Origin of the sequence: Streptomyces sp. KLMMK (assembly GCF_036961605.1) — a bacterium.
Lineage (GTDB): Bacteria > Actinomycetota > Actinomycetes > Streptomycetales > Streptomycetaceae > Streptomyces > Streptomyces telluris.
In genome coordinates this window covers 1-21,302 of the sequence record NZ_JBAMDC010000087.1, presented here as the reverse complement: position 1 = coordinate 21,302, position 21,302 = coordinate 1, and the positions used below count along the sequence as shown (strand labels likewise).

21 protein-coding genes and 1 pseudogene are annotated in these 21,302 nt (G+C 72.2%); 13 read left to right on the top strand and 9 right to left on the bottom strand.

What is annotated here, in order from left to right; all coding sequences use genetic code 11:
• On the bottom strand, nt 1–781 hold a 781-nt coding region (locus V7793_RS15855), incomplete at its 3' end, for a tetratricopeptide repeat protein (protein WP_443057918.1).
• A gap of 471 nt (nt 782–1,252) precedes the next feature.
• Entirely contained in the window at nt 1,253–1,882 is a 630-nt protein-coding gene (locus tag V7793_RS15850; RefSeq protein WP_443057917.1) for a uridine kinase family protein, read from the bottom strand.
• Nucleotides 1,883–2,138: 256 nt separating this feature from the next.
• Here V7793_RS15850 and V7793_RS15845 point away from each other — a divergent pair, with 256 nt between their 5' ends.
• The 4 genes from V7793_RS15845 to V7793_RS15830 all read left to right on the top strand — a co-directional run bounded on the left by V7793_RS15845 (nt 2,139) and on the right by V7793_RS15830 (nt 8,285).
• Entirely contained in the window at nt 2,139–3,605 is a 1,467-nt protein-coding gene (locus tag V7793_RS15845) for a peptidase C39 family protein (RefSeq protein WP_336006894.1), read from the top strand.
• A 72-nt stretch (nt 3,606–3,677) separates the two neighbouring features.
• The gene (locus V7793_RS15840; RefSeq protein ID WP_336006892.1) at nt 3,678–4,445 is read left to right on the top strand and encodes a GNAT family N-acetyltransferase; all 768 of its coding nucleotides are present in this window, start codon (nt 3,678–3,680) and stop codon (nt 4,443–4,445) included.
• Nucleotides 4,446–4,701: 256 nt separating this feature from the next.
• Nucleotides 4,702–5,526 (top strand): SAM-dependent methyltransferase, encoded by an 825-nt coding sequence (locus tag V7793_RS15835; protein WP_336006890.1) that lies wholly within the window; start codon nt 4,702–4,704, stop codon nt 5,524–5,526.
• Between the two features lie 560 nt (nt 5,527–6,086).
• Nucleotides 6,087–8,285: a putative bifunctional diguanylate cyclase/phosphodiesterase gene (locus V7793_RS15830; protein WP_336006898.1), complete on the top strand. Its 2,199-nt coding sequence runs from the start codon at nt 6,087–6,089 to the stop codon at nt 8,283–8,285.
• Nucleotides 8,286–8,391: 106 nt separating this feature from the next.
• On the opposite strand, the gene V7793_RS15825 is transcribed toward V7793_RS15830, so the two are convergent.
• On the bottom strand, nt 8,392–8,808 hold the full coding sequence (locus tag V7793_RS15825; RefSeq protein ID WP_336006888.1) for a DUF779 domain-containing protein: 417 nt from the start codon (nt 8,806–8,808) through the stop codon (nt 8,392–8,394).
• 338 nt (nt 8,809–9,146) lie between these two features.
• Here V7793_RS15825 and V7793_RS15820 point away from each other — a divergent pair, with 338 nt between their 5' ends.
• The 6 genes from V7793_RS15820 (at nt 9,147) to V7793_RS15795 (ending at nt 14,001) form a co-directional block, all read left to right on the top strand.
• On the top strand, nt 9,147–9,857 hold the full coding sequence (locus tag V7793_RS15820; protein WP_336006886.1) for a GGDEF domain-containing protein: 711 nt from the start codon (nt 9,147–9,149) through the stop codon (nt 9,855–9,857).
• A gap of 160 nt (nt 9,858–10,017) precedes the next feature.
• A complete protein-coding gene (locus V7793_RS15815) occupies nt 10,018–11,775 on the top strand; it encodes an outer membrane protein assembly factor BamB family protein (RefSeq protein WP_336006884.1) in 1,758 nt (585 codons plus the stop codon).
• Nucleotides 11,776–12,084: 309 nt separating this feature from the next.
• Nucleotides 12,085–12,492: a hypothetical protein gene (locus V7793_RS15810; protein WP_336006882.1), complete on the top strand. Its 408-nt coding sequence runs from the start codon at nt 12,085–12,087 to the stop codon at nt 12,490–12,492.
• Nucleotides 12,493–12,631: 139 nt separating this feature from the next.
• Nucleotides 12,632–12,829 carry a helix-turn-helix transcriptional regulator gene (locus tag V7793_RS15805; RefSeq protein WP_336006881.1) on the top strand — a complete coding sequence of 66 codons (198 nt, stop codon included), beginning with the start codon at nt 12,632–12,634 and terminating at the stop codon, nt 12,827–12,829.
• Complete coding sequence (locus V7793_RS15800) at nt 12,813–13,229, top strand: hypothetical protein (protein ID WP_336006879.1); 417 nt, start codon at nt 12,813–12,815, stop codon at nt 13,227–13,229. The genes V7793_RS15805 and V7793_RS15800 overlap by 17 nt, the downstream gene beginning before the upstream one ends.
• A gap of 226 nt (nt 13,230–13,455) precedes the next feature.
• On the top strand, nt 13,456–14,001 hold the full coding sequence (locus tag V7793_RS15795) for an AAA family ATPase (protein WP_336006878.1): 546 nt from the start codon (nt 13,456–13,458) through the stop codon (nt 13,999–14,001).
• Between the two features lie 12 nt (nt 14,002–14,013).
• On the opposite strand, the pseudogene V7793_RS15790 reads toward V7793_RS15795, so the two are convergent.
• The 3 genes and pseudogenes from V7793_RS15790 to V7793_RS15780 all read right to left on the bottom strand — a co-directional run.
• Nucleotides 14,014–14,302 (bottom strand): annotated as a pseudogene (locus V7793_RS15790) (transposase); the annotation flags it as partial.
• Between the two features lie 58 nt (nt 14,303–14,360).
• The gene (gene exaC, locus V7793_RS15785; RefSeq protein ID WP_336006877.1) at nt 14,361–15,884 is read right to left on the bottom strand and encodes an acetaldehyde dehydrogenase ExaC; all 1,524 of its coding nucleotides are present in this window, start codon (nt 15,882–15,884) and stop codon (nt 14,361–14,363) included.
• Between the two features lie 82 nt (nt 15,885–15,966).
• A complete protein-coding gene (locus V7793_RS15780; protein ID WP_336006896.1) occupies nt 15,967–17,253 on the bottom strand; it encodes a GAF domain-containing protein in 1,287 nt (428 codons plus the stop codon).
• Between the two features lie 260 nt (nt 17,254–17,513).
• Here V7793_RS15780 and V7793_RS15775 point away from each other — a divergent pair, with 260 nt between their 5' ends.
• Both V7793_RS15775 and V7793_RS15770 read left to right on the top strand, forming a co-directional pair.
• Nucleotides 17,514–17,786, top strand: coding sequence for a holin (locus tag V7793_RS15775; protein ID WP_336006876.1), 273 nt, complete (start codon nt 17,514–17,516; stop codon nt 17,784–17,786).
• 418 nt (nt 17,787–18,204) lie between these two features.
• Nucleotides 18,205–18,918 carry a hypothetical protein gene (locus tag V7793_RS15770; protein WP_336006875.1) on the top strand — a complete coding sequence of 238 codons (714 nt, stop codon included), beginning with the start codon at nt 18,205–18,207 and terminating at the stop codon, nt 18,916–18,918.
• Between the two features lie 179 nt (nt 18,919–19,097).
• Here V7793_RS15770 and V7793_RS15765 read toward each other — a convergent pair whose 3' ends face one another.
• Nucleotides 19,098–19,277, bottom strand: a complete 180-nt coding sequence (locus V7793_RS15765; RefSeq protein ID WP_179079969.1) for a zf-HC2 domain-containing protein — start codon at nt 19,275–19,277, stop codon at nt 19,098–19,100.
• Between the two features lie 91 nt (nt 19,278–19,368).
• Here V7793_RS15765 and V7793_RS15760 point away from each other — a divergent pair, with 91 nt between their 5' ends.
• Nucleotides 19,369–19,944 (top strand): sigma-70 family RNA polymerase sigma factor, encoded by a 576-nt coding sequence (locus tag V7793_RS15760; protein WP_336006874.1) that lies wholly within the window; start codon nt 19,369–19,371, stop codon nt 19,942–19,944.
• Between the two features lie 110 nt (nt 19,945–20,054).
• Here V7793_RS15760 and V7793_RS15755 read toward each other — a convergent pair whose 3' ends face one another.
• A complete protein-coding gene (locus V7793_RS15755) occupies nt 20,055–20,534 on the bottom strand; it encodes a copper chaperone PCu(A)C (RefSeq protein ID WP_336006873.1) in 480 nt (159 codons plus the stop codon).
• On the bottom strand, nt 20,531–21,302 hold a 772-nt coding region (locus V7793_RS15750), incomplete at its 5' end, for an HAD-IC family P-type ATPase (protein ID WP_336006872.1). The genes V7793_RS15755 and V7793_RS15750, both read right to left, overlap by 4 nt.

The window sequence follows — 21,302 nt, the reverse complement described above, 5'->3', positions numbered from 1 at the left end:
CCAGGCCGTCGTCGAGGCCGTCGCCGTCGGCGATGGCGGTGAGCCGGGCCGAGGTGTCCATGAAGGACGGGTCGACGCGGTGCACGGCCCGGTACAGGGGGAGCGCTGCGGCGCTGCGGCCGGTGCCCTCGTGGGCGCGCGCGAGCCAGTAGCGCAGCTCCTTGCGCTGGGGCTGCTCGCTGCGGCAGCGCATCAGCGCCGAGGCCAGCAGCGGCTCGGCCTGCCCGTACATCTCCAGCCGCACCCGCGCCATGCCGCCGAACAGCCCGGCCTCGATGCCGAGCAGGGGATCGTCCAGCAGCGGCTCGGTGTGCCGGACGAGCTGCTCCCAGTCCTTGACGAGGTAGGCGCGGCAGGCGTGCAGGAAGCGGGCCTGGGGGTCGGTCTCGACGGGCGGGCAGCCGGCCAGGGCCCGGTCCAGCTCGGGGACGTGCCGCCCGTCCAGCCAGTGCGAGGCGTGCGCGAGCAGCAGGTCCCGGCCGGTCTCCAGCACCGGCTGGACCCACCAGCCCAGCCAGTACCAGGAATTGAGGGTGCGCCGGTGGCGCGTGCGCTGCTCGCCGAACCGGTCCCGGTGGCGGTACATGCGCAGCAGCGCGGTGGTGGTGTCGGCACGCAGCGCGTGCAGGCCCAGCCATGCGTCGGCCATGCCGGGGTCCACCCGGACCGCCGCCCGGAACTCCTCCTCGGCCTGTGCGTACGCGCCCATGGTGTAGGCGTCGACGGCGCGCAGCCAGGCGAGATCGGCCGGGGCGGGTGGGCCCTGCATGCCGAAATCCATCACGTCCCCCACAAACCGTGCCCCCGTAGCGTGCTGCCCGGCGAGTGCCAGGCGCGCCTTGCCGAACCGCTGTGCTGTGGACGGGAGTTGACCAGTGTGTGCCGGTGCACCCGCCGATAGGGGCACCGAGTCGCATCGTACCTGCGCCGTTGGCCCGGGCCGAAGGGTGCCGCACTGCCCTTCACGGCGGAAAAGCGATCCCCGGCAATCGGCGGACCGCTCCGGAAGATGGTCACCCAGGGTGAGGGGGTCGGCGGGGCAAAGTGCCCAAAAGGAGAATAGTGAGTGGTACGAAGCCCCCGATCACGGGGGAACAACCGGGGGCTTCGCGTCCGCCGGCGGCCTCGACCGGCCGCACAATGAGAACGTAAGTCCTGTACGCCCCGTCGGTCAAGCGGAGTTGGCGCAGTCGGCGGGGATCGGACCGCGAGACCCGGCGGACCGCCCGGCGCCGCTCACGGAGTGTGACGGTCAGGTTCGTCCGCGCGGTGTTGTGGTCGTTTTGTGCGGTCCCGGCAGCACCTCGTACCCCCCTCCGCGCTGAAGAATCAGCAGTTCTGCGTACGGGCGCGTCGGGTCGGCGGCGAAATGCCCGCGCTCCGCCCGCATCCAGCCGTCCCAGAAATCGGACAGCTCTGCGCCGTCACGGAGTTGACCCCTTTCCCAGGAGTGCTCATGCGGCAACTCCATCCACAGCAGACACGCGAGGTGGGGCCGCAGCGCGCGGCGCCCCGCGCCGACGCCCTCCACCAGCACCACCGGCTCCGGCCCGATCTCCCGCTCCGGCGGGGCGAACCGGCGGGTCACCCAGTCGTAGGCGCGGAAGCGGGCCGTCTCTCCGCGGCCGAGGGGATCGAGCACCTGCTCGCGCAGCCGCCCGGTCCACTCGAACAGCTCCTCGTGCGTCGCGAGATCATCCAGATGCAGGACGGGTGCGCCGCCGAGCGCCGCCGCAAGCCGCCCGCTGAAGGTGGTCTTCCCGGACCCCGCGTGCCCGTCGACGGCCACCAGGCGCACGGGGCCGAGGGACGGGGGCTGCGCCAGCAGCCAGGGGGCGAGGTCGTCGAAGGAGGCCGGGCCGTTGCGGAGCGGAGCATTCACCGGGCCAGCCTAGGGGGAGGGCCAGGCGGATCACCCGATGGTGGGGGTGGGTGGCCGGGGGATTGACGGCCGTGGCGGTCCTTCCCCCGTCCTGCCGGTATCAGGGGCGTCGTGACGGGGAATCACTGGCGCACCGGCGCGCGGAGCCCGTGCGTGCGCCTCGCCCGCAGTACGCCCGCACAACCTTCCACCCCTCCCTCCGTAGCTCCCTCCTCACCACCATCCGTATCCCGTAGAAGACTGGGGGACCAGCGCCATGTCCAGCAGTACGCCCAGCAGACCCACCCCGCGCCGTACCGTGCTCGCCGCCGCCCTGGGCGCCGCGGCGGCCGCCTCCCTCCCGGCCGCGTCCTCGGCGGCCTCCTCGCAGGCCTCGTCCGGGACGTCCTCGGGGCCACCCGGATCCGGCCCGTCCGGCTCATCCGGCCCGTCCGGCTCATCCGGTTCCGCGTCCCCCTCCTCTTCCTCCGTCTCCGGGAGCGCCGCCGTCGACTACTACGCCTGGTCCTCCGCCGACGACTGGCGGCACGGCACCGCCGACGGCACCCGCATCCGTACCGGGCGGCGCGACGGCCTGGTCCTCGACCGGCCGGCGGGCACGCTGGAGTACACCGACCCGCACACCGGCACCAAGGCCCCGTGGGAGTACGCCACCTGGACCGCGCCGGTCCGTACCCCTCCCGCCCCCGCGAGCGAGGTCATCGCCTCCTGGAACGCCGATGCGCCCGCCGGCACCTGGATCCAGACGGAGGTGCGCGGCACCTACACCGACCGCACCCGGACCCCCTGGTACGTCATGGGCCGCTGGACGGCCGGCGACGGCCCCGGCGACATCCGCCGTACGTCCGTCGACGGCCAGGGCGACGGCCGCAGCAAGGTCTCCACCGACACCCTCGCCGTCGACGACCCGGCCTCGGGCCTGCGCATCGCCTCGTACGAACTGCGCCTGACCCTCTACCGCAGGGCCGGCAGCCGCCTCACGCCCACCGTGTGGCGGATCGGCGCGATGGGCTCGGACGTCCCCGACCGCTTCACCGTGCCGGCCTCCGTGCCGGGGAGCGGCGCGGGGCGCGAACTGCGCGTGCCGCGCTACTCGCAGGAGATCCACAAGGGGCAGTACCCGGAGTACGACAACGGCGGGGAGGCCTGGTGCAGCCCGACCTCCTCGCAGATGGTCCTCGCGCACTGGGGCCGGGTGCCCACCGCCGAGGAGCTCGCGTGGGTGGACCCCGACTACGCCGACCCCCAGGTCTGCCACGCCGCCCGCTTCACCTTCGACTACCAGTACAAGGGGTGCGGCAACTGGCCCTTCAACGCGGCCTACGCGGCCACGTACCGCGACGTGCAGGCAGTGGTCACCCGGCTGCGCTCGCTCGGCGACGTCGAGAAGCTGATCCGCGCCCGGATCCCCGTCATTACCTCCCAGTCCTTCCTCGCCTCCGAACTCGACGGGGCGGGCTACGGCACGGCCGGCCACCTGATGTGCGTCGTCGGATTCACCCGGCAGGGCGACGTGGTCGCCAACGACCCGGCGAGCCCGTCGAACGCGGCGGTCCGGCGGGTCTACAAGCGCCGTCAGTTCGAGAACATCTGGCTCAGGACCAAGCGCTACAACGCCCAGGGGCAGGTCAGGAGCGGCTCCGGCGGCGTCTGCTACCTCTATTTCCCCGTTCGGCCGGAGGAGCGGCAGCGGCGGGTGCTGCGGGAGCTGGGGATCCGCTGACGGGCGGAGCGGTCACCTCCGTACGATCGGGCGCGGACAGACGTGTGCGTCGTACACCGTACGGAAGGAACCATGACTGTGCATCAGAGAGCCGCTGCCGCCGCCTCCGGCACCACTTCCCCCTCCACCAACTCCCCCTCCATCCCTTCCCCCTCCATCGACTCCGTCGTGCCGGAGATCCGGCGGGCCCGGCCGGAGGAACGGGACGCGATCAGCCTGCTGCTGGGGGAGTCCTTCATGGAGGACCCCGTCAGCGGCTGGGTCTTTCCCGACGAGGCGCACCGCCGCGCCGTCCACCCCGGGTTCTTCGGGGTGTTCCTGGACGCGGCGCTGCGCGACGGGTGGGTCGACGTGACGGACGACCTGTCGGCGGCGGCGCTGTGGATACCGGTGCAGGTGGTGGACGGTGCTGGTGATGCCGGTGCCGATGCCGGTGCCGGTGATGTTGATGCCGGTGATGTTGAGGGGCGCGAGGATGATGGGGACGCCGGGGGTGACGAGGAGATGACCGAGCTGCTGGCGATGGCGGATCCCGAGAACGACCGCGCCCGGATCGTCGCCGAGCTGACGGAGGCCGCCCACCCCGGCGACCGCGCGCACTACTACCTGCCGACCATCGTCGCCGCTCCCGGCCGGCGCGGCGAGGGCCGGGGCAGGGCGCTTCTGACGACCGTCCTCGACCGGTGCGACGAGGAGGGTATGCCCGCCTACCTGGAGGCGAGCAACGCCCGGAGCAGGGGCCTCTACGAGCGCCTCGGCTTCGCCCTCACCGGTACGCCCATCGACCTGCCGGATGGCGGGCCGCGGATGTGGCCGATGTGGCGGGAGCCGCGGGGCTGACGCGGCGTCCGGGCGGGCCCTCCCGGGAGCGCTGCGGGGCGGCCCGCGCCGGAGCACTCCCGGGACGGCATCCGGACATATTTCCCCTCCGGGTCATTTGTTGGCATGATCGGCTATTGGCATGATCGACGCCGTGCGGACGAGGGTGAATGAAAGCTGAATGCGGATCGCTGATTTCCGCTTGCTGCTTCCATTCGAACGAACGATCAGTAGCCTCTGCTCACATGTCCCCGAGACGAGCTGGAGCAAGAGACTGATGGAGCGTCCCACCTGGGCCCCCCAGGGCATCGACCTGTCCGTGCCGAGCGTGTCCCGGATCTACGACTACTACCTGGGCGGCTCGCACAACTTCGAGGTCGACCGGGAGGCCGGCCGGCGGGCCATGGAGGCCTTTCCCGGGCTGCCGAAGATCATGCAGGCGAACCGGGCCTTCATGCGGCGCGCCGTGCGCCACGCCGTCGGCGAGGGCGTCACCCAGTTCCTCGACATCGGCTCGGGCATCCCGACCTTCGGCAACGTCCACGAGATAGCCCAGGCGGCGGACCCGCGTTCGCACGTCGTCTACGTCGACCACGACCCCGTCGCCGTCGCGCACGGCCGGGCCGTCCTGGAGGGCGACCCGCGCTCCGCCGTCCTGCCCGCGGACTTCCGCAAGCCCCATGACATCCTGACCAGTGACGAGGTCGGCAGGCTCCTCGACCTGGACCGGCCGGTCGCACTGCTGCTCGTGGCCGTCCTCCACTTCGTGGAGGACCAGGACGACCCGTGGGCGGCGGTGGCCGAGCTGCGCGACGCGCTGGCGCCGGGGAGCCTGCTCGTCCTCACGCATGCGACGACCGAAACCGGTCCGATCAAGCCGGAGGAGGGGCGGGGAGTGTCGGGCGTCTACCGCAACGTGGGCTCGCCGCTGCTGATGCGCTCGCGCCCGGAAGTGGCGCGCTTCTTCGACGGCTTCGAGATGGTCGAGCCGGGGCTCGTGGCCATGCCGGACTGGCGGCCCGACCCGGTGGAGAGCGCCGGCGGAGCGGACGACGACCCGGCCATGTATGTCGGCTTCGCGGGAGTGGGGCGCAAGCCATGACCCGAAAGCCGCGCGGCGAGAAGCCGAGCGGATCCGGAGACGGAACGGCGGGGCCGGTTACCGGTGGCCCTGCCGGGGCAGAAGTCACAAGGCCTCGCAGGGGGAGCGAGGCCGGGACCGAGGGCGCAAGCGGAATCAGAAACGGAATCGAAAGCGGAAGCGGAACCGAGGTCGGGGTGGGTATCGGGAGCGGGGCGTTGTCGCCACTGGACACGGCGGCCGCGGGCAGAGTGGCGGGCCGTTGCGGGCGGGACGGCGACGGGACCGGTGACCGGGACGGTGACCGGGACGGGGACTGGGACGGGGACTGGGACGGGGACCGGGACGGGGCGCAGACCGGCGGTGGCCGGGACGGTGACCGCGAGCCGGGCGTGATGCCGGAAGGCGCGCCCGGGGCGGACGGCGCAGGTGGTCCGGACGGTTCGCGGGCACGCAATGCCCACGCCCAGATGGACCGTGACGTACGAGGGCCGGGCGGGGGAGACCCGGGCCCCGGCCGGACGCGCTCCGTCCCCGTGACCGGTCGAACGCCCGGCACGCCGGTGACCGGTCAGGTGCCCATGCCCACCACGCCGGTGCCCGGCCAGGCACCCAACGGGCTCCTGCCCTCTGGGTCCCTGCCCTCTGGGCTCCTGCCCTCCGGGCAGGACGCCCTCCGCCGCTTCGCCGCCGTCTGGAGCCGGGCCGTCTACCCTGCCACGGCGACCTCCATGACCCGCGCCGAGTTCGAGGACTACCTCGTCCCGCTCGCCGCCATCCTCCGTACGGCGCTCCGCTCGCAGCCCTTCGACCCCGAGCCCGCGGCCGAGGTCGGCGTGGCGCTCGTCCGGGCGCACTGCACCGACCCGGACGCCCTGTCGCTGATCCTGGGCGCGGTCGACTCGTACCTCGTCCTGTACTGCCCGCCGGACCGGAACCTGACGGGCGAGGAGAGCCGCGCCCGCTGCTCGCGCCTGCAGCACACCGTCGCCGCCGGCTTCGCCCGCGCCCTGCGCGAGCGGACCCTCGCCGAGCAGGAGGCCCTCTCGCGCGCCGCCCTCGCCGCGCAGGCCGAGACGGAGCGCGCGCTGCACACCAGCGAGGAGCGGTTCCGCGCCGTGTTCGAGGGCGCCGCGATCGGCGTCGGGATAGCGGACGTGGACGGCCGCATCATGGACGTCAACGACGCGCTGAGCCGTATGTTCGGCACCAACGCAGCCGAGGTCACCGGCCGGAACGTCGGCGAGATGGTCCACCCCGACGACTCGCCCGACGTCTGGGGCCTCTACAGCGAGCTCGTCCGCGGCGAGCGCGACTACTACCGCGTCGAGAAGGCGTACTACCGCGGCGACGGCAGCGTGCTGTGGACCGACCTGTCCGTAGCCCTGCTGCGCGACGCCCACGGCCGCCCCCAGTACCAGCTCGCGCTCCTGGAGGACATCACCGAGCGCCGCCTGCTGCACGAGCAGCTGCGCTACGAGGCCACGCACGACGCCCTCACCGGCCTGCCCAACCGCACGCTGTTCTTCGAGCGGCTCGACCGGGCCCTGGCCCCCGGCGGGGACCGCTTCGGCGTCTGCTACCTCGACCTCGACGGCTTCAAGGCCGTCAACGACAGCCTGGGCCACGCCGTGGGCGACCGGCTGCTCGTCGCCGTGGCCGAGCGGCTGCGCTCGTGCGCCGAGGAGCCCGCGGAGCTCGTCGCCCGCCTCGGCGGCGACGAGTTCGTGGCCCTGCTGACCGGCCCCACCGCGCAGGAGGACGCGACCGCCCTCGCCCGCCGGATGCTGTCCGCGCTCGCCGAGCCCGTACGCCTGGACGGCCGGGACCTCTCCGTGCGGGCCAGCATCGGCATCGTGGACGGCGCGTCCGGCGCGAGCGGCGCCGCGGAGGTGCTGCGCAGCGCCGACATCACCATGTACCGCGCGAAGGCCGCGGGCGGGAACCGCTACGAGCTCGCCGACGCGGACTCCGACGCCCGCGCCATCGCCCGGCACGACCTGACCAACTGCCTGCCGGCGGCGCTCGACAACGGCGAGTTCTTCATCGAGTACCAGCCGCTCGTCCGGCTCCACGACGGCACGGTGCGGGGCGCGGAGGCGCTCGTGCGCTGGCTGCACCCCGTCCACGGCGTGCTGGGACCGGACCAGTTCATCCCGCTCGCCGAGAGCACCGGCCTGATCGTGCCCCTGGGGCGCTGGGTGCTGCAGGAAGCCGCACGGCAGGCGCGCGCCTGGCGGGCCGAGGGCACGTGCGAGGTGCCGATGCGGGTCAACGTTAACCTCTCGCCCTCGCAGCTGCGCCACCCCTCCCTCGTCGCCGACACGGTGGCCGTCCTCGACAGCTCCGGCCTGGACCCGTCGGCCCTGTGCCTGGAGGTCACCGAGAACGCCCTCATCGGCGCCGACGAGGAGGAGCTGCGGCCGCTGCGCCAGCTCGCCGACCTGGGCGTGGACATCGCCTTGGACGACTTCGGCACCGGCTACTCCAACCTCTCCTACCTGCGCAGGCTCCCCGTCAGCACGCTGAAGCTGGACCGTTCCTTCACCCGGGGCATGCAGCGTGCGCCGGCCGACCCCGTCGATGTGAAGATCGTCGAGGGGATCGTCTCGCTCGCCCACACCCTCGACCTGTCGGTGACGGTCGAAGGGGTGGAGACGGGCACGCAGGCGGAGCACCTGAGGGTGCTGGGGTGCGATACCGCGCAGGGGTGGTACTACGCGCGGCCGGGCCCGCCGGAGCGGCTGCACACGCTGTCGCTGGTGGACGCGGCGTCGTAGGCGGCGTCGTAGGCGTAGGCGTAGGCGTAGGCGTGGGCGTGGGCGGGCGTCGGTATGGGGGTAGGCGTAGGCGTCGGTGCAGGCGTGCGTGCCGTACGGGGTTCCGTCAGCCGAGCTGCTGAGCCTCATGGTCCGTCAGGAGCCGTGACCGCAGCAGGAAGCGCTGCCCTTCCGGAGCTTCGAGGGAGAAGCCGCTGCCGCGGCCGGGCACCACGTCCACGGTGAGGTGGGTGTGACGCCAGCGCTCGAACTGGTCGGCGGACATCCAGAAGCCGACCGGTTCCGCGACGCCCTCCACCGCCAGCTCGGCGAGCAGGACGTCCGAGCCGCCCGTACGGAACTCGCCCTCCGGGTAGCACATCGGCGAACTGCCGTCGCAGCAGCCGCCGGACTGGTGGAACATCAGGGGGCCGTGCCGCTCGCGCAACAGGCGCACGAGGCGGGCTGCGGCGGGGGTGAGGGCGACGCGCGAGAGGGGGGCTTCGGGGCGGCCGTCGGGGCGGCCGGTCCTTTGCGGACTCACCGTTGATCTCCCTTGTCCGTAGGGTTTCCATCGGGTTTCCGTCGGAGTGCACAGCCTGCCCCGATCGGCTCCCGTCTGCCAGGGGTGTGCGGAGTGGGTGAGGCCACGGGCGGGCCCGCGGACAGAGCCACGGGCGGGGCCACGGAGAGAGCCATGGGCGGGGCCACGGACAGAGCCACGGGCGGGGCCCGGGGAAACGGGGGATCTCCAGCATGACCGGATCCACCCACCGGCCCGCTCGCGCCCCACCGCGACGGCGTACTCGCGTCTCGACACGCACTCACGTCGCCCACGGCGAGGGAAGCGACGGGCCACCTCTCTGTTCCGGAAGGTGTCCGATGAACCTCGTGCTCCAGGCCTTACCGATCGCCGCCCCCACCCTCGGATGGGCCGCCCACGCCCTCTTCCTCGGCCGCCGCCTGCGCACCGCCCGCACCGACCCGCTCACCGGCCTCATGCGCCGCGAGGAGTTCACCAACCGGGCGCAGCGGGCGGTGAAGCGGCCGCACGCCGCCGTCCTGCTGCTCGACCTCAACGGGTTCAAGCAGATCAACGACACGCACGGGCACGACGTCGGCGACCAGGTCATCGCGGCGGTCGGGCGGCGCCTGTCCGCCTGGTGCCGGGAGCGGGGCGGATTCGCGGCGCGGCTGGGCGGCGACGAGTTCACCGCCGTGGTGCGCCTCGCGCCGGAAGCCGACCTGGACTCCGAGCTGACGTACAGCCTCTCCGCACGTCTCTCGGCGCCGCTGGAGACCAGCAGCGTCACCCTCTCCCCGCGTGCCTCCATAGGCATCTGCCGCACCAGCCACCGGCCCGGCGCCGCCCTCCCGGACCTGCTCCGGGGCGCGGACGAGGCGATGTACACCGCCAAGCGCCTCGGCGAACACTGGCGTCCCGCCGGCCCCGTCGACCTCTACCGCACCACCAACGGCCGCCGCGACGGCCGCTCCGGCACCCGCTCGGGCGTCCGCGCGGGTGTCCGCGCGGGTGTCCGCTCCGGCGCCCACCTGACGCTGCTCGCACCGATGCGCAGGAACGCGTCGTAACCGGGGCCGTAACCGGGTCCGCCACGGCCGTACCTGACACCGCCTCACCCCGCACACCTCACCCCGCACCCGGCGCCCGCACCCCGCCCGGCGGGCCGCCGGGGAATCCGACTTGGTATGACTGGTCCCTTACGAGGGAGAGAAGGAGATTCGAGGCCGAATGGGCGAGCCCTTGAACGAGAACGGCGAGGACGACTTCGTCATCGCGCCGCCGGACGCGACGCGACCGCCGATGCCGCAGGCGCAGGCGCAGGCGCCGGGCCAGGGACCGGTACCGGTCCAGGCAGCGCCGCCGCAGCAGTACGGAGCAGCACCGGCGTACGGAACGGGGCCGACGTACGGAGCAGCACCCGGATACGGAGCGGCACCGGCGTACGGAGCGGCACCTCCCTACGCAGCGGCGGCACCTCCCTACGGAACGGGCCCGGTCCCGCCGCCCATGTACGCACCGGGCGCCCCTGGAGTACCCGGTGCACCCGGTATGCCCGGCGTACCTGGCGTACGCGTACCCGGCGTACCTGGCATACCGAAGGCGCCGCCGCGGAAGGGACTGATAGCCCTCGCAGTGGCCGTAGGACTGGTCCTCGTCGTCGCGCTGGGCGCGGGCGTCTGGATGCTGCTGCCGGGTGACGGAACGCGGGACGGATCCGGCAAGGGCGGCTCGGGCGGAAGCCGGGCGACGGTGTCGTGGAGCCTCCCGTACACCAGGTCGGGGCTCGATCACCCCAGGATGATCCGTGGCGTGTGGTTCACCGAAAAGACCGTGGTCAAGGGTCTGCCGGAGCGCCTCGTAGGCCTGGACCCGAAGACCGGCAAACAGCGGTGGGAGGCCCCCACCCCCGGTTCGGGCAGCGTCCTGTGCCAGGCGTCGGCGGACTCCACGGCGGGCATCGCGGTCCTCGCCCGCGGCTCCGGGGCGGCGTGCCACACCTTCTACGCCGTCGACCTGACGTCGGGCAAGATGCTGTGGGAGCACTCCACCGGCTCCGACAACTGGGCTCCCTCCGGCGGCCCCCGGATCGCCCGCAGCGGCGACGTCGTGGTGGTCTCCGCGGACGACCACGTCACCACCGCGTACCGGGTGAGCGACGGCAAGCAGCTGTGGAAGGACGACGACAAGGGCCTGTACGAGGACGACGACGCCAAGGACACCTGCCGGGGCGACGGTTACACGGGCGGCAAGCAGCTCGTGCGCATCCAGCACTGCCTCCTCGGCAGCAAGGACCCGGGCGCGTACCTCGCCGCGGTCGACCCGGCCACCGGCCACGCGAAGTGGAAGTACCGCCTCGGCGAATACGGCGGGCAGGGACAGGTCCTCGCGACGTCCCCGATCGTCGTCGACGACCCCGAGCAGCCCTCCGAGGGCCGCATGCGCGTGAGCGTCCTCGACGATGCCGGCAAGCTCCGCACCCGCCTCGAAGGCGCGCCCAAGCGCCGCTACGGCCTCACCCGCGGCGACGGCAGCGCCCCGGCCACGGACGTCCGGATCGCGGGCGACAAGCTGGTGATGGCGTCGGACGGCGACGGTGACGACGGCGACAAGGACTCCGAGGACAACAACCAGCTGACCGCCTGGTCCCTGACCACCGGAAAGCGCCTGTGGGACCAGCGCGCGACGGGCTACCTGCAGACGTACCACCTGGTGGCGACGTCGGACACCGACGACATCCTGGCCTACTCGGCGGGCAACATCCACGACCCGTCCACCCTGGTCCGCTTCGACCCGGCGACGGGATCCCGTAAGACCGTCCGCACCTACCGCCCCACCCCCACCAAGGCCTGGATAGGCTCCGATCCCTACCCGGTAGCCCACGGCAAGTCCCTCTTCCTCTCGTCGGGTTACGTCTCGGAGAAGAAGGGCACCGAGCCCGAACGCCGCCAGAAGTCCCTGATGGCCCTCCCGGGCAACGACGGCTGACGCGCGGAAGACCTGCCTGAGCGGCAGGAGGGGCCTCCGGCTTGAGTGGAGCCGGAGGCCCTTTCGTATGCGCGGTCGAGGCCGTGGCCTGTTGTACCTCCCCAGGAGGAACAACACACGGCTGCTGACCACACGTTCGCAGGAGCGCACCACAACCATCCGGACAAACAAGCCCTGTTGGTGACGTTTCTTCCCGCACGCCCCCCAACCGATCCCAACTCCCCTCAGAAGCGGCAATCAGTCACGATGTCACCGAAAGGTCGGGAAAGATCCTGTACCTACCGCAACATCCACCACTCGGAGGAGAACGTGACGTTCCTGAGGAACGCCGCAGTAGCCGCATCGATCGCCGTCGCCGCGATCGCCGGCTTCGCCGCACCGGCCGGCGCCGACCCGGTTCCCAACACCGCCGAAGCCCAGGCGACCAGCACCGACGGTCAGAGCAAGACCAGCACCGCCGGCCTGGCGCCGATCTCGGCGAACACCCCGGTTCAGCGCGCCTCGAGCTCCACCGAGCGTGAACTGGCCGCCAACTGCTGGAACGGCCGCACCGACGGGGGCCGCAACTTCTTCATGACGTGCAACGGCACCTCGTACCACGTGTACGTGGACTGCACGGACGGCCGCCACTTCTTCCCGGAAACCTTCTCGGGCCAGTGGGACTTCCGCCTGACCTGCCCCGTGGGAACCCGAGCCGTCTGGGGCGGTAGCTGGTAACACCCACCACATCGGCTGGGCGCCGGGCCCGGCGCCCAGCCGATGGCCACGGCGACCATGCGGCCACCCTGCCCCGTCCCGCAGCGCGGGATCCCGGCCGACTGTTGACACCGCAGAATGTAAAGCTTACTTTCCATTCATGCGAAACGAGGTCCGCCGGCTGCGTGGCCTCCAAGGGCTGTCCCAGCAAGCACTGGGCACGGCGCTCGGAGTCTCCCGGCAGACGGTGAACGCCATCGAACAGGGCCGCTACGACCCGTCGCTGCCACTGGCCATACGAATAGCCCGGCACTTCGGGCTCGCCGTTGAGGAGATCTTCCATGTCGACGACGCCTAGCACCGGTCGCACGCCCATGCGGTGGGCCGTGCTCGCCCTGACCGTGGTCGCGGGCGCGGCGATGGCGGGGGTCATGGCGGTGCGCGGAGACATCATGATGGCCGTCCTCCTGCCGGCCATCAGCATCGGCTACGGACTCTTCGTCACCTTCGCCGCATCCCGCAGCGACGTCGCCGCACAGCTCAGCGGACACGAAGAGGACGAACGCCGCCGGCTCATCAACCTCCGGGCGGGCGCGATGACAGCGAACGTCCTCGTCGCCGCGCTCGTGTGCGGCGTCGCCTACGAACTGGCCCGCGACGAACTCGGCGGCCCCTTCACCCTCCTGAGCGCACTCGCCGGCTTCACCTACATCGTGTCCTCGGCCGCCTACACCCGCACCGGGAGCACGTCGCTGTAAGTTCCCGAAGCAACTCGGCCGGGTGCTCGACCTTGGGGCGGCGCGCCTCTCACCCGCTGCGATGGTCCACCGGCGTGCGTGGTTGTTCGACGTTTCGAGGTCCGCGCGGACGTAACCGTCAGGGGCCCGGGCGCGATGAGGGGCTGGCAGGGCAGCCAGGGCCTGTCTCCCTGATCCGCGCACATTTGGTTCGCGCTGTTCGGCTATTCGGTGACAGGGTGCAGTTATGGATCAAGCAGAGGTATTGCTCATCGGAGGGCGCGCTGGCGTCGGCAAGACGACGGTGGGGTGGGAGGTCTCAGCGCGTCTGCGCGCCGCGATGGTTGCTCACTGTGTAATCGAAGGTGACTTCATGGGGCAGGCACATCCTGCTCCGGAGGGGGACCCCCGCCGCAAGGCGATCGCAGAGCGCAATCTGACGGCGCTCTGGTCGAACTACGCCGAGCTGGGGTACCGCCGCTTGATCTATACGCACACCGTGAGCGTTCTGGCCGAGAACGAGGGCATGTTCCAGCGCGCCATGGGCGCGAATGTCAGGATCATACGGGTAGTGCTCACCGCCTCCGATGCCACCGCCCGTGAGCGGCTGACCGGTCGGGAACTGGGCTCTGAGCTGGAGCACGAGCTGAGGAGCAGCGCCCGTAAGGCACGGATTCTGGATGAGCAGACGCCCCTGGACACGGTGCGAGTGGCGACCGACGGACGTTCCGTCGTCGACATAGCGCGCGAAGTGATGGGCGCTACCGGCTGGCTGCCCAGCACCTCCGGTTAGGTTCTCCGCCGCTCAGTGCCGGGTCCGGATGACGATGGCAGCGAGGTGGAGTGCGGCCTGGTAGGCGATGGCGAGCTTGTCCGTCCGCATGGCCAGGCCGCGCCACTGCGGCACGGATCCCGCGCTGGCGGAGATGCTCTCGGATCGCGCGGGACGAATAGGCGCGGTCAGCCAGGACGGCATCCGGCCGGGTCCTCGGTCTTCCCGGACCGCTTCGCGGAACACGGATGCCTGTCATGACGGCCTCGAAGGCTGGTGCGTCGCCCGCCTGGCCCGCGGTGACGCGGAGGACCAAGGGGCGAGCGGGGAGGGCCCCCGACCCGTGCTTTCAGCAGGTCGGAGGCCCCTTTCCCACATACTCAGAAGAAGCCCAGCTTCTTCGGGGAGTAGCTGACCAGGAGGTTTTTGGTCTGCTGGTAGTGGGTCAGCATCATTTTGTGGGTTTCCCTGCCTATGCCCGACTGCTTGTAGCCGCCGAAGGCTGCGTGGGCCGGGTAGGCGTGGTAGCAGTTGGTCCAGACTCGGCCGGCTTGGATGGCTCGGCCGGCTCGGTAGGCCGTGGTGCCGTTGCGGGTCCAGACGCCGGCGCCGAGGCCGTAGAGGGTGTCGTTGGCGAGGGTAATGGCGTCGTCGAATTCGGTGAAGGGGGTTACCGCTACGACCGGGCCGAAGATTTCCTCCTGGAAGACGCGCATGTCGTTGCGGCCTTCGAGGATGGTGGGCTGGACGTAGTAGCCGCCGGCCAGTTCGCCGCCGAGGTCGGCGCGATGGCCGCCGGTGAGGGTGCGGGCGCCTTCCTGGCGGCCGATGTCCAGGTAGGAGAGGATCTTTTCGAGTTGGTCGTTGGAGGCCTGGGCGCCGATCATCGTGGCGGTGTCCAGAGGGTGGCCCGGGACGATCTGTTCGGTGCGGGCCGTTGCTGCTTCCATGAACGTTGCGTAGTGGCCCTGTTGGATCAGGGCTCGCGACGGGCACGTGCAGACTTCGCCCTGGTTCAGGGCGAACATGGTGAAGCCTTCCAGCGCCTTGTCGAGGAAGTCGTCGTCCGCTGCGGAGACGTCGTCGAAGAAGATGTTCGGGCTCTTGCCGCCGAGTTCGAGGGTGACCGGCTTCAGGTTCTCCGACGCGTACTGCATGATCAGGCGGCCCGTGGTCGTCTCCCCGGTGAAGGAGATCTTGGCTACGCGCGGGCTGGCCGCGAGCGGCTTGCCCGCCTCCACGCCGAAGCCGTTGACGACGTTCACCACGCCCGGGGGGATCAGGTCCGCCACCAGGTCGAGCCAGATGTGGATCGAGGCCGGGGTCTGCTCGGCCGGCTTGAGGACGACCGCGTTGCCCGTTGCCAGGGCCGGGGCCAGTTTCCACGCCGCCATCAGGATCGGGAAGTTCCACGGGATGATCTGGGCCACCACGCCCAGCGGCTCGTGGAAGTGGTACGCGACCGTGTCCTCGTCGATTTCCGAGAGGCTGCCCTCTTGGGCGCGGATCGCGCCCGCGAAGTAGCGGAAGTGGTCGATCGCCAGCGGGATGTCCGCGGCCAGGGTCTCGCGGACCGGCTTGCCGTTCTCCCACGACTCCGCGACGGCCAGCATCTCCAGGTGCTGCTCCATGCGGTCCGCTATGCGGTTCAGCACGGCCGCCCGCTCGGCCGGGGACGTGCGGGCCCACGCCGGTGCCGCCGCGTGCGCCGCGTCCAGCGCGCGTTCGACGTCCTCCGCCGTGCCGCGGGCGATCTCGGTGAACGGCATGCCCGTCACCGGCGTCGGGTTCTCGAAGTAGCCGCCCTGCTTCGGCGGTACGTACTCGCCTCCGATCCAGTGGTCGTACCGCGGGCGGTACGAGACCACCGCGTCCGGGGAGCCGGGGTTCGCGTAGCGAGGCATGAGGGGCCCTTCCCTTCCCGTTCTCGGGATTCCGGGGTTCCGGTTCGCTGCCGGTCCCGGCAGGGAGGGCAGCGACCGGACGCTAGTGCCGCCGACGTTGCGCCAACGTTGCCCCGCCCTTGCGCAGGCCCTGCGCATACGTCCCCCGTAACCTCCTCGCCTCCGCCGCCACCCCCGCCCGCTGCGGCGCGCTCGCCGGCAGTGCCGCCAGCAGCCTCTCCCACACCTCCAGGTCCTCCTCGCCCCACCGGCTGTCCGCCCACAGCTGCAGCGCCCACGCGTCCCCGCCGCTCAGCACCGCCCGCCGCAGCCGCCCCTCGGCCAGCCGCCGCGCCCGGCACACCCCCGGCGCCTCCGAGGAGGGCAGCAGCGGGCCGCCGTACGCGCGCAGGGCGCCACGTACGTCACCCGCCTCCAGGTCGCGCTCCACCCGGGCGACATCCGTCTCGACCGGCCCGCACAGCCGGTACGGGCGGGAGGCCAGCAGCGGTCCCACCAGGCGTCGCAGGCGCGACAGCTCGGCCCGTAGCGTCACCGGCGGCACCGGGCGGTCCCCGTACAGCTCCGCCGCGAGCCGGTCTCCCGTCAGCCCCTCGGGGTGTCCGGCCAGCAGGACCAGGATCTCGCTGTGCCGTCTTCCCAGGTGCATGCGGCGGCCGTCCGGTGTCGTCAGCATCGCTTCGTCCTGGCCCAGGGCCGTCAGCTCGTGGGCACGGACCCCTCCCGGCCCGCGGTCCCGCTCCGCCAGCCTCGCCTCCGCCGCCAGGGCCGTCGCCCGCACCAGCGCCAGGCTGTGCGGCGCCGCCAGGTGGTCACCGCCCGTCAGGTCCACCGCGCCCAGCAGCCGGCCGGTCCGCGGGTCGTGCACCGGCGCGGCCGCGCACGTCCATGGCTGGACCGCGCGGTTGTAGTGCTCGGTGGCGAAGATCTGCACGGCGTGGTCCAGCGCGAGCGCCGTACCGGGCGCGTTCGTACCGGCGTGCCGCTCGTCCCAGCGGGCACCGGCGACGAAGTTCATGGCCTCGGCCCGGCTCCGTACCCCCCGGTGCCCCTCGACCCACAGCATCCAGCCCGACGCGTCGCAGACCGCCAGCAGGTGCGCCCCGTCGTCCGCGATCGTGCCCAGCAGCTCCCTGAAGAGCGGCATCACGAACGCCAGCGGATGCGCCCCGCGGTACTCCTCCAGCTCCGCGTCGGCCAGCTCGACCGGTGCGAGGAAGTCCGCCGCGGGCAGCGCCGCCGCCGACCGCCGCCACGAATCCGCGACCACCGCCCGGACCCGCGGACTCACCCTCCCCCCGGTCACGAACTCCTCGTGCGCCCCGCGGACCGTACGGCTCCGCTCGCCCGGGTCCTCGCCGCCCGCCATCGCCAGCCAGGGATTGACCGCATTGACCGCGTTGACCGCGTTGGCCGCATTGACCACATTGATCGCATCGATCGCATCGACCACGGGGATCCTCCGCCCTCCAAGTCCTTCCGAGTCTCTCCCGGCCCAGCCCGGCCCACCCCAGCCCATCCCAGCCCTTCCGAGCCCTTTCGAGCCTTACGGGGCTTGCGGTGTGCGCCGTTCCGCCACGACGCTTCCCTTACCCATCGGACACGAACGGAAGAGACGAAGAAACAGCCATGCCCAAAGTTCTGCTCGACATCCTCGAGCGCACCGCAGCCGCCTACATCACCACCTTCCTCGGTCTCCTCCTCGCCGACGGGTTCGACCTCACCGACGTCTCCGCGCTCAAGGCCGCGGCCATCGCCTCCCTGCCTGCCGCCCTCTCCGTCATCAAGGGCGCGATAGGCACCCGCTTCGGCGAGAAGGGCACCGCCGCCTGGCTGCCGGAGCGCAGCGGCGGCGGCAGCAGCAAGAGCGGCAGTAAGAGGGGAAGCAAGAAGGGGCAGTAAGAGGGGGCAGTAAGAGGGGGCAGTGAAAGGGGGGCAGTGAGAGGGGCAGCATTAGCCGTGCCACTCCCACCCGCAAGCCGCGCACCGGACGCTGATCGTTCACACGGGGTGTGAGCCGCGCACCCGCGATCGCCCCCGCACACACGTTCCCGCACCCGCCCGCCGCGCGCTTGACTCGTTCCTGCGAGTCCCAATGGAGCGACGGGACCCGGGCCGTCGGTCCTTCCCCCGAGCCGGCGACCCACCGCCTCGTACCGCCGGGCGGACGGTACGGGGCGGGCCCGTGCGCCCGAGCGGGGGGTCGTACGGGCGTCTCCGCGTACCCCGCCGTCGCGTCGCGCGGCGCAGGTGCAACGATGTGGTCGTCATGAGAGCAGGGCCGCAGCCGGAACAGGGACCGCGAGCGCTGCGAGCCGCCGTGTTCGCAGCGGTCTGTGTGCTGCTCGCTGCCCTGGGCCACGCGGTCATGTCCGGGACGACCGTCCCCTGGTGGGCCGTCGCCGTCGCGCTGTGCGGTACGGGCAGCGGGGCGTGGTTCCTGGCGGGACGCGAGCGCGGCCCGCTGCTGATCACGCTCGCCACGGTCGGCGCCCAGACCGGGCTCCACTTCTTCTTCGGCCTCGCCCAGAACGTCGTCGTGAACGCGGCACGGGCCGCCCGCCTGGGGCTGGACCCCGGCATGCCGATGCCAATGCCGATGCCGGCGTCGATGGATATGCCCGCCGGGCACTCCATGCCCATGCCCATGGACGGCATGTCCATGGACGGCATGTCCATGGGCTCCACCGGTTCCATGGACATGAGCTCCATGGGCGACATGGCCGGCCACTCCATGTCCATGCACGGCGGCCACGGCGCGCTCGGCATGTGGACCGCGCACGTCCTCGTCGCCGTCATCTGCGGCATGTGGCTCGCCGGCGGCGAACAGGCGGCCTTCCGGCTCGCCCGTACCCTGCGCGGCAGCCTCTTCACCCCGTTCCTCGTCCTCTTCCGCACGGGGGCGGCCCCCTCCGGCCCGCCGCGCATCCGCGCCGACCGGAGCCGCGCCGCGCAGCGCCTGCGGCAGCTGCTGTACGCGCACGTCCTCGCCACACGTGGTCCACCGGCCCGCGTCGCCGTCGCCTTCGGCTGACGGCGACCTTCCGCGCCGAACCACGTCACCGGGCCCGCCCGCTCCTCGGGCTGCCCGGATTCCAGGAAGGACACAGGGCGATGACCCCTGCCCGTACGCGGGTCGTGCCACGCCGGCACGCCGTCCCCGCGACCCCGGCTGCCGAGCCGGCCCCCTATTCGACTTGTTCGACCGTTCCCTCAGTCCATGCCGAGCCCCGCCGCGAGCACTCTCAGCCGGCGCGCCCGCTCGCCCCACGCGTGGCACTCGGCGCATCCGCGCACATGCGCGTCGAGGGCCGCGCCGGTCACGCCCGGCGGCAGGTCCTCGCCGTCGACGCTGGCGGATATGGCGGTACGGAATTCACTGCAGTGCTGCACCCTGCCATCGTCCCCGGTGCCGCTTTTGCCCGGTGCATCACCCCCCGGTCCCCCCTCGCCCCCCGCGTCCCCTCCCGCGTGGGAGGCCGCCGTGCGTGACGACGAAGCCGTGACCACCTGGGCGCTCGCCGCCCGCAGCGGTGACGCCGACGCCATCGAGCGCTTCATCCGCGCGACGCAGAGCGACGTACGCCGCTACGTCGCCCGCCTCAGCAACGACCCGCAAGGCGCCGACGACCTCGTCCAGGAGACGTACCTGCGGGCCCTGCGCTCGCTGGAGCGCTTCGAGGGCCGCTCCTCCGCCCGTACGTGGCTGCTGTCCATCGCCCGGCGCACGGTCGTCGACCGGCTGCGCTTCAACGCCGCCCGTCCCCGCCTGTCCGACACGGACGACTGGCAGTCGGCCGCCGAGCGCGCCCAGACGGCCCAGCTGCCCGGCTTCGACGAGGGCGTGGCGCTGTCGCAGCTCCTGGACCGCCTGCCCTACGAGCGCCGCGAGGCGTTCGTGCTGACGCAGATGCTCGGCCTGCCGTACGCGGAGGCGGCCGTCGTCGCCGGCTGTCCCATCGGTACGGTGAGGTCGCGCGTGGCGCGGGCCCGCGAGGCGCTGATCTGCCAGCTGGAGACGGCCGAGCGGGACGCCGTGCGCATACCGGTCGCGGCGTAGCCACACACGAAGCACCAAGCACCAAGCACCAAGCACCAAGCGAGTAGGGGCCGGGAGGCCGGGCTTCACGCCCGGCCTCCCGGCCCCTTTCGGTGAGCCTTCGAGACCCGTCAGTTCCCCGGCCTGACGACCTCCGCCTCCACCCGCACCGCACCCGCCCCACGGAACTTCAGGACGACGGGCAGCCGGTCGCCGAGCCTCAGCCGCGGCGGGGCCGAGACCATGACGTCCAGGCCGTGCGGGGACATCTCCAGCGTGCCGCCGGCCGGCACCGTCACCGACCGCACCATCTGCATGGTGCCCGCGCCCTTCCTGACCACGGTGCGGCTGAGCATCGCGCCGCCGGCCGTCGGAGCGTCGACGCCGACGAGCTCGTCGTCCACGTCGCCGTCGTTCCGTACGCGGAAGAACGCGGCCGTGTCGTCCCGGCCGAACGGCAGCAGCACGCGCGCGTCCTCGACCGTGACGGCCGGGGGCCGGCCCGCCGCGCCCGAGGCGGTCCAGGCGCCGAGGCCGCCGAGGGTCACGGCGCACGCCAGGACGGGGACGAGCGCGGCGCGCCCGGCGGCGGTCAGTCCGGAGAAGTTCACGCGTCACCTCGCGGGGCCGGGGCGGCGGCGCCGGAGCGTCGGCCGGTGGAAACAGAAGATGCAGGAAATGCAGAGGATGTAGGAAGTGCAGAAGGTGCAGAAGGTGCAGACCTGCCGTGCGGACGCCGTCCCGCCGACGCCCGCGACGGCACCGGCTGCCAGCCCCGCAGCCGCAGGCTGTTCGCGACGACCAGCACCGAGCTGACGGACATCGCCGCGGCCGCGACCATCGGGCTCAGCAGCCCCACGGCCGCCAGCGGCAGCGTGACGAGGTTGTAGCCGAACGCCCAGGCGAGGTTGGCGCGCACCGTCGCCGACGTGCGCCGGGCCAGCCGGACGGCGTCCGCCAGGGCACCCATGTCCTCGCGGACCAGCGTGACGTCCGCGGCGCCGATGGCCGCGTCCGTGCCGCCGCCCATCGCGATGCCGAGGTCCGCGCCGGCCAGAGCGGCCGTGTCGTTGACGCCGTCGCCGATGACCGCTACCCGGCGGCCCTGCGCGCGCAGCTCCCGTACGAGCTCCGCCTTCTCCTCGGGCGTGGCCCGCGCGTGGACCTCGGTGATGCCGAGCTCCGCGGCGACGGCGCACGCCGCGCCCTCGCTGTCACCCGTCGCGAGGACGGGTCGCAGGCCGAGGCGCTTGAGGTGGTCGACGGCGCGGTAGGAACCGGAGCGCACGGTGTCGCCGAGGACGATCACCGCTTCCGGCGTGCCGTCCACGCGGACCACGACCGCGGTGCGCCCGTCCCGCTCGGCGTCGCTCACGGCC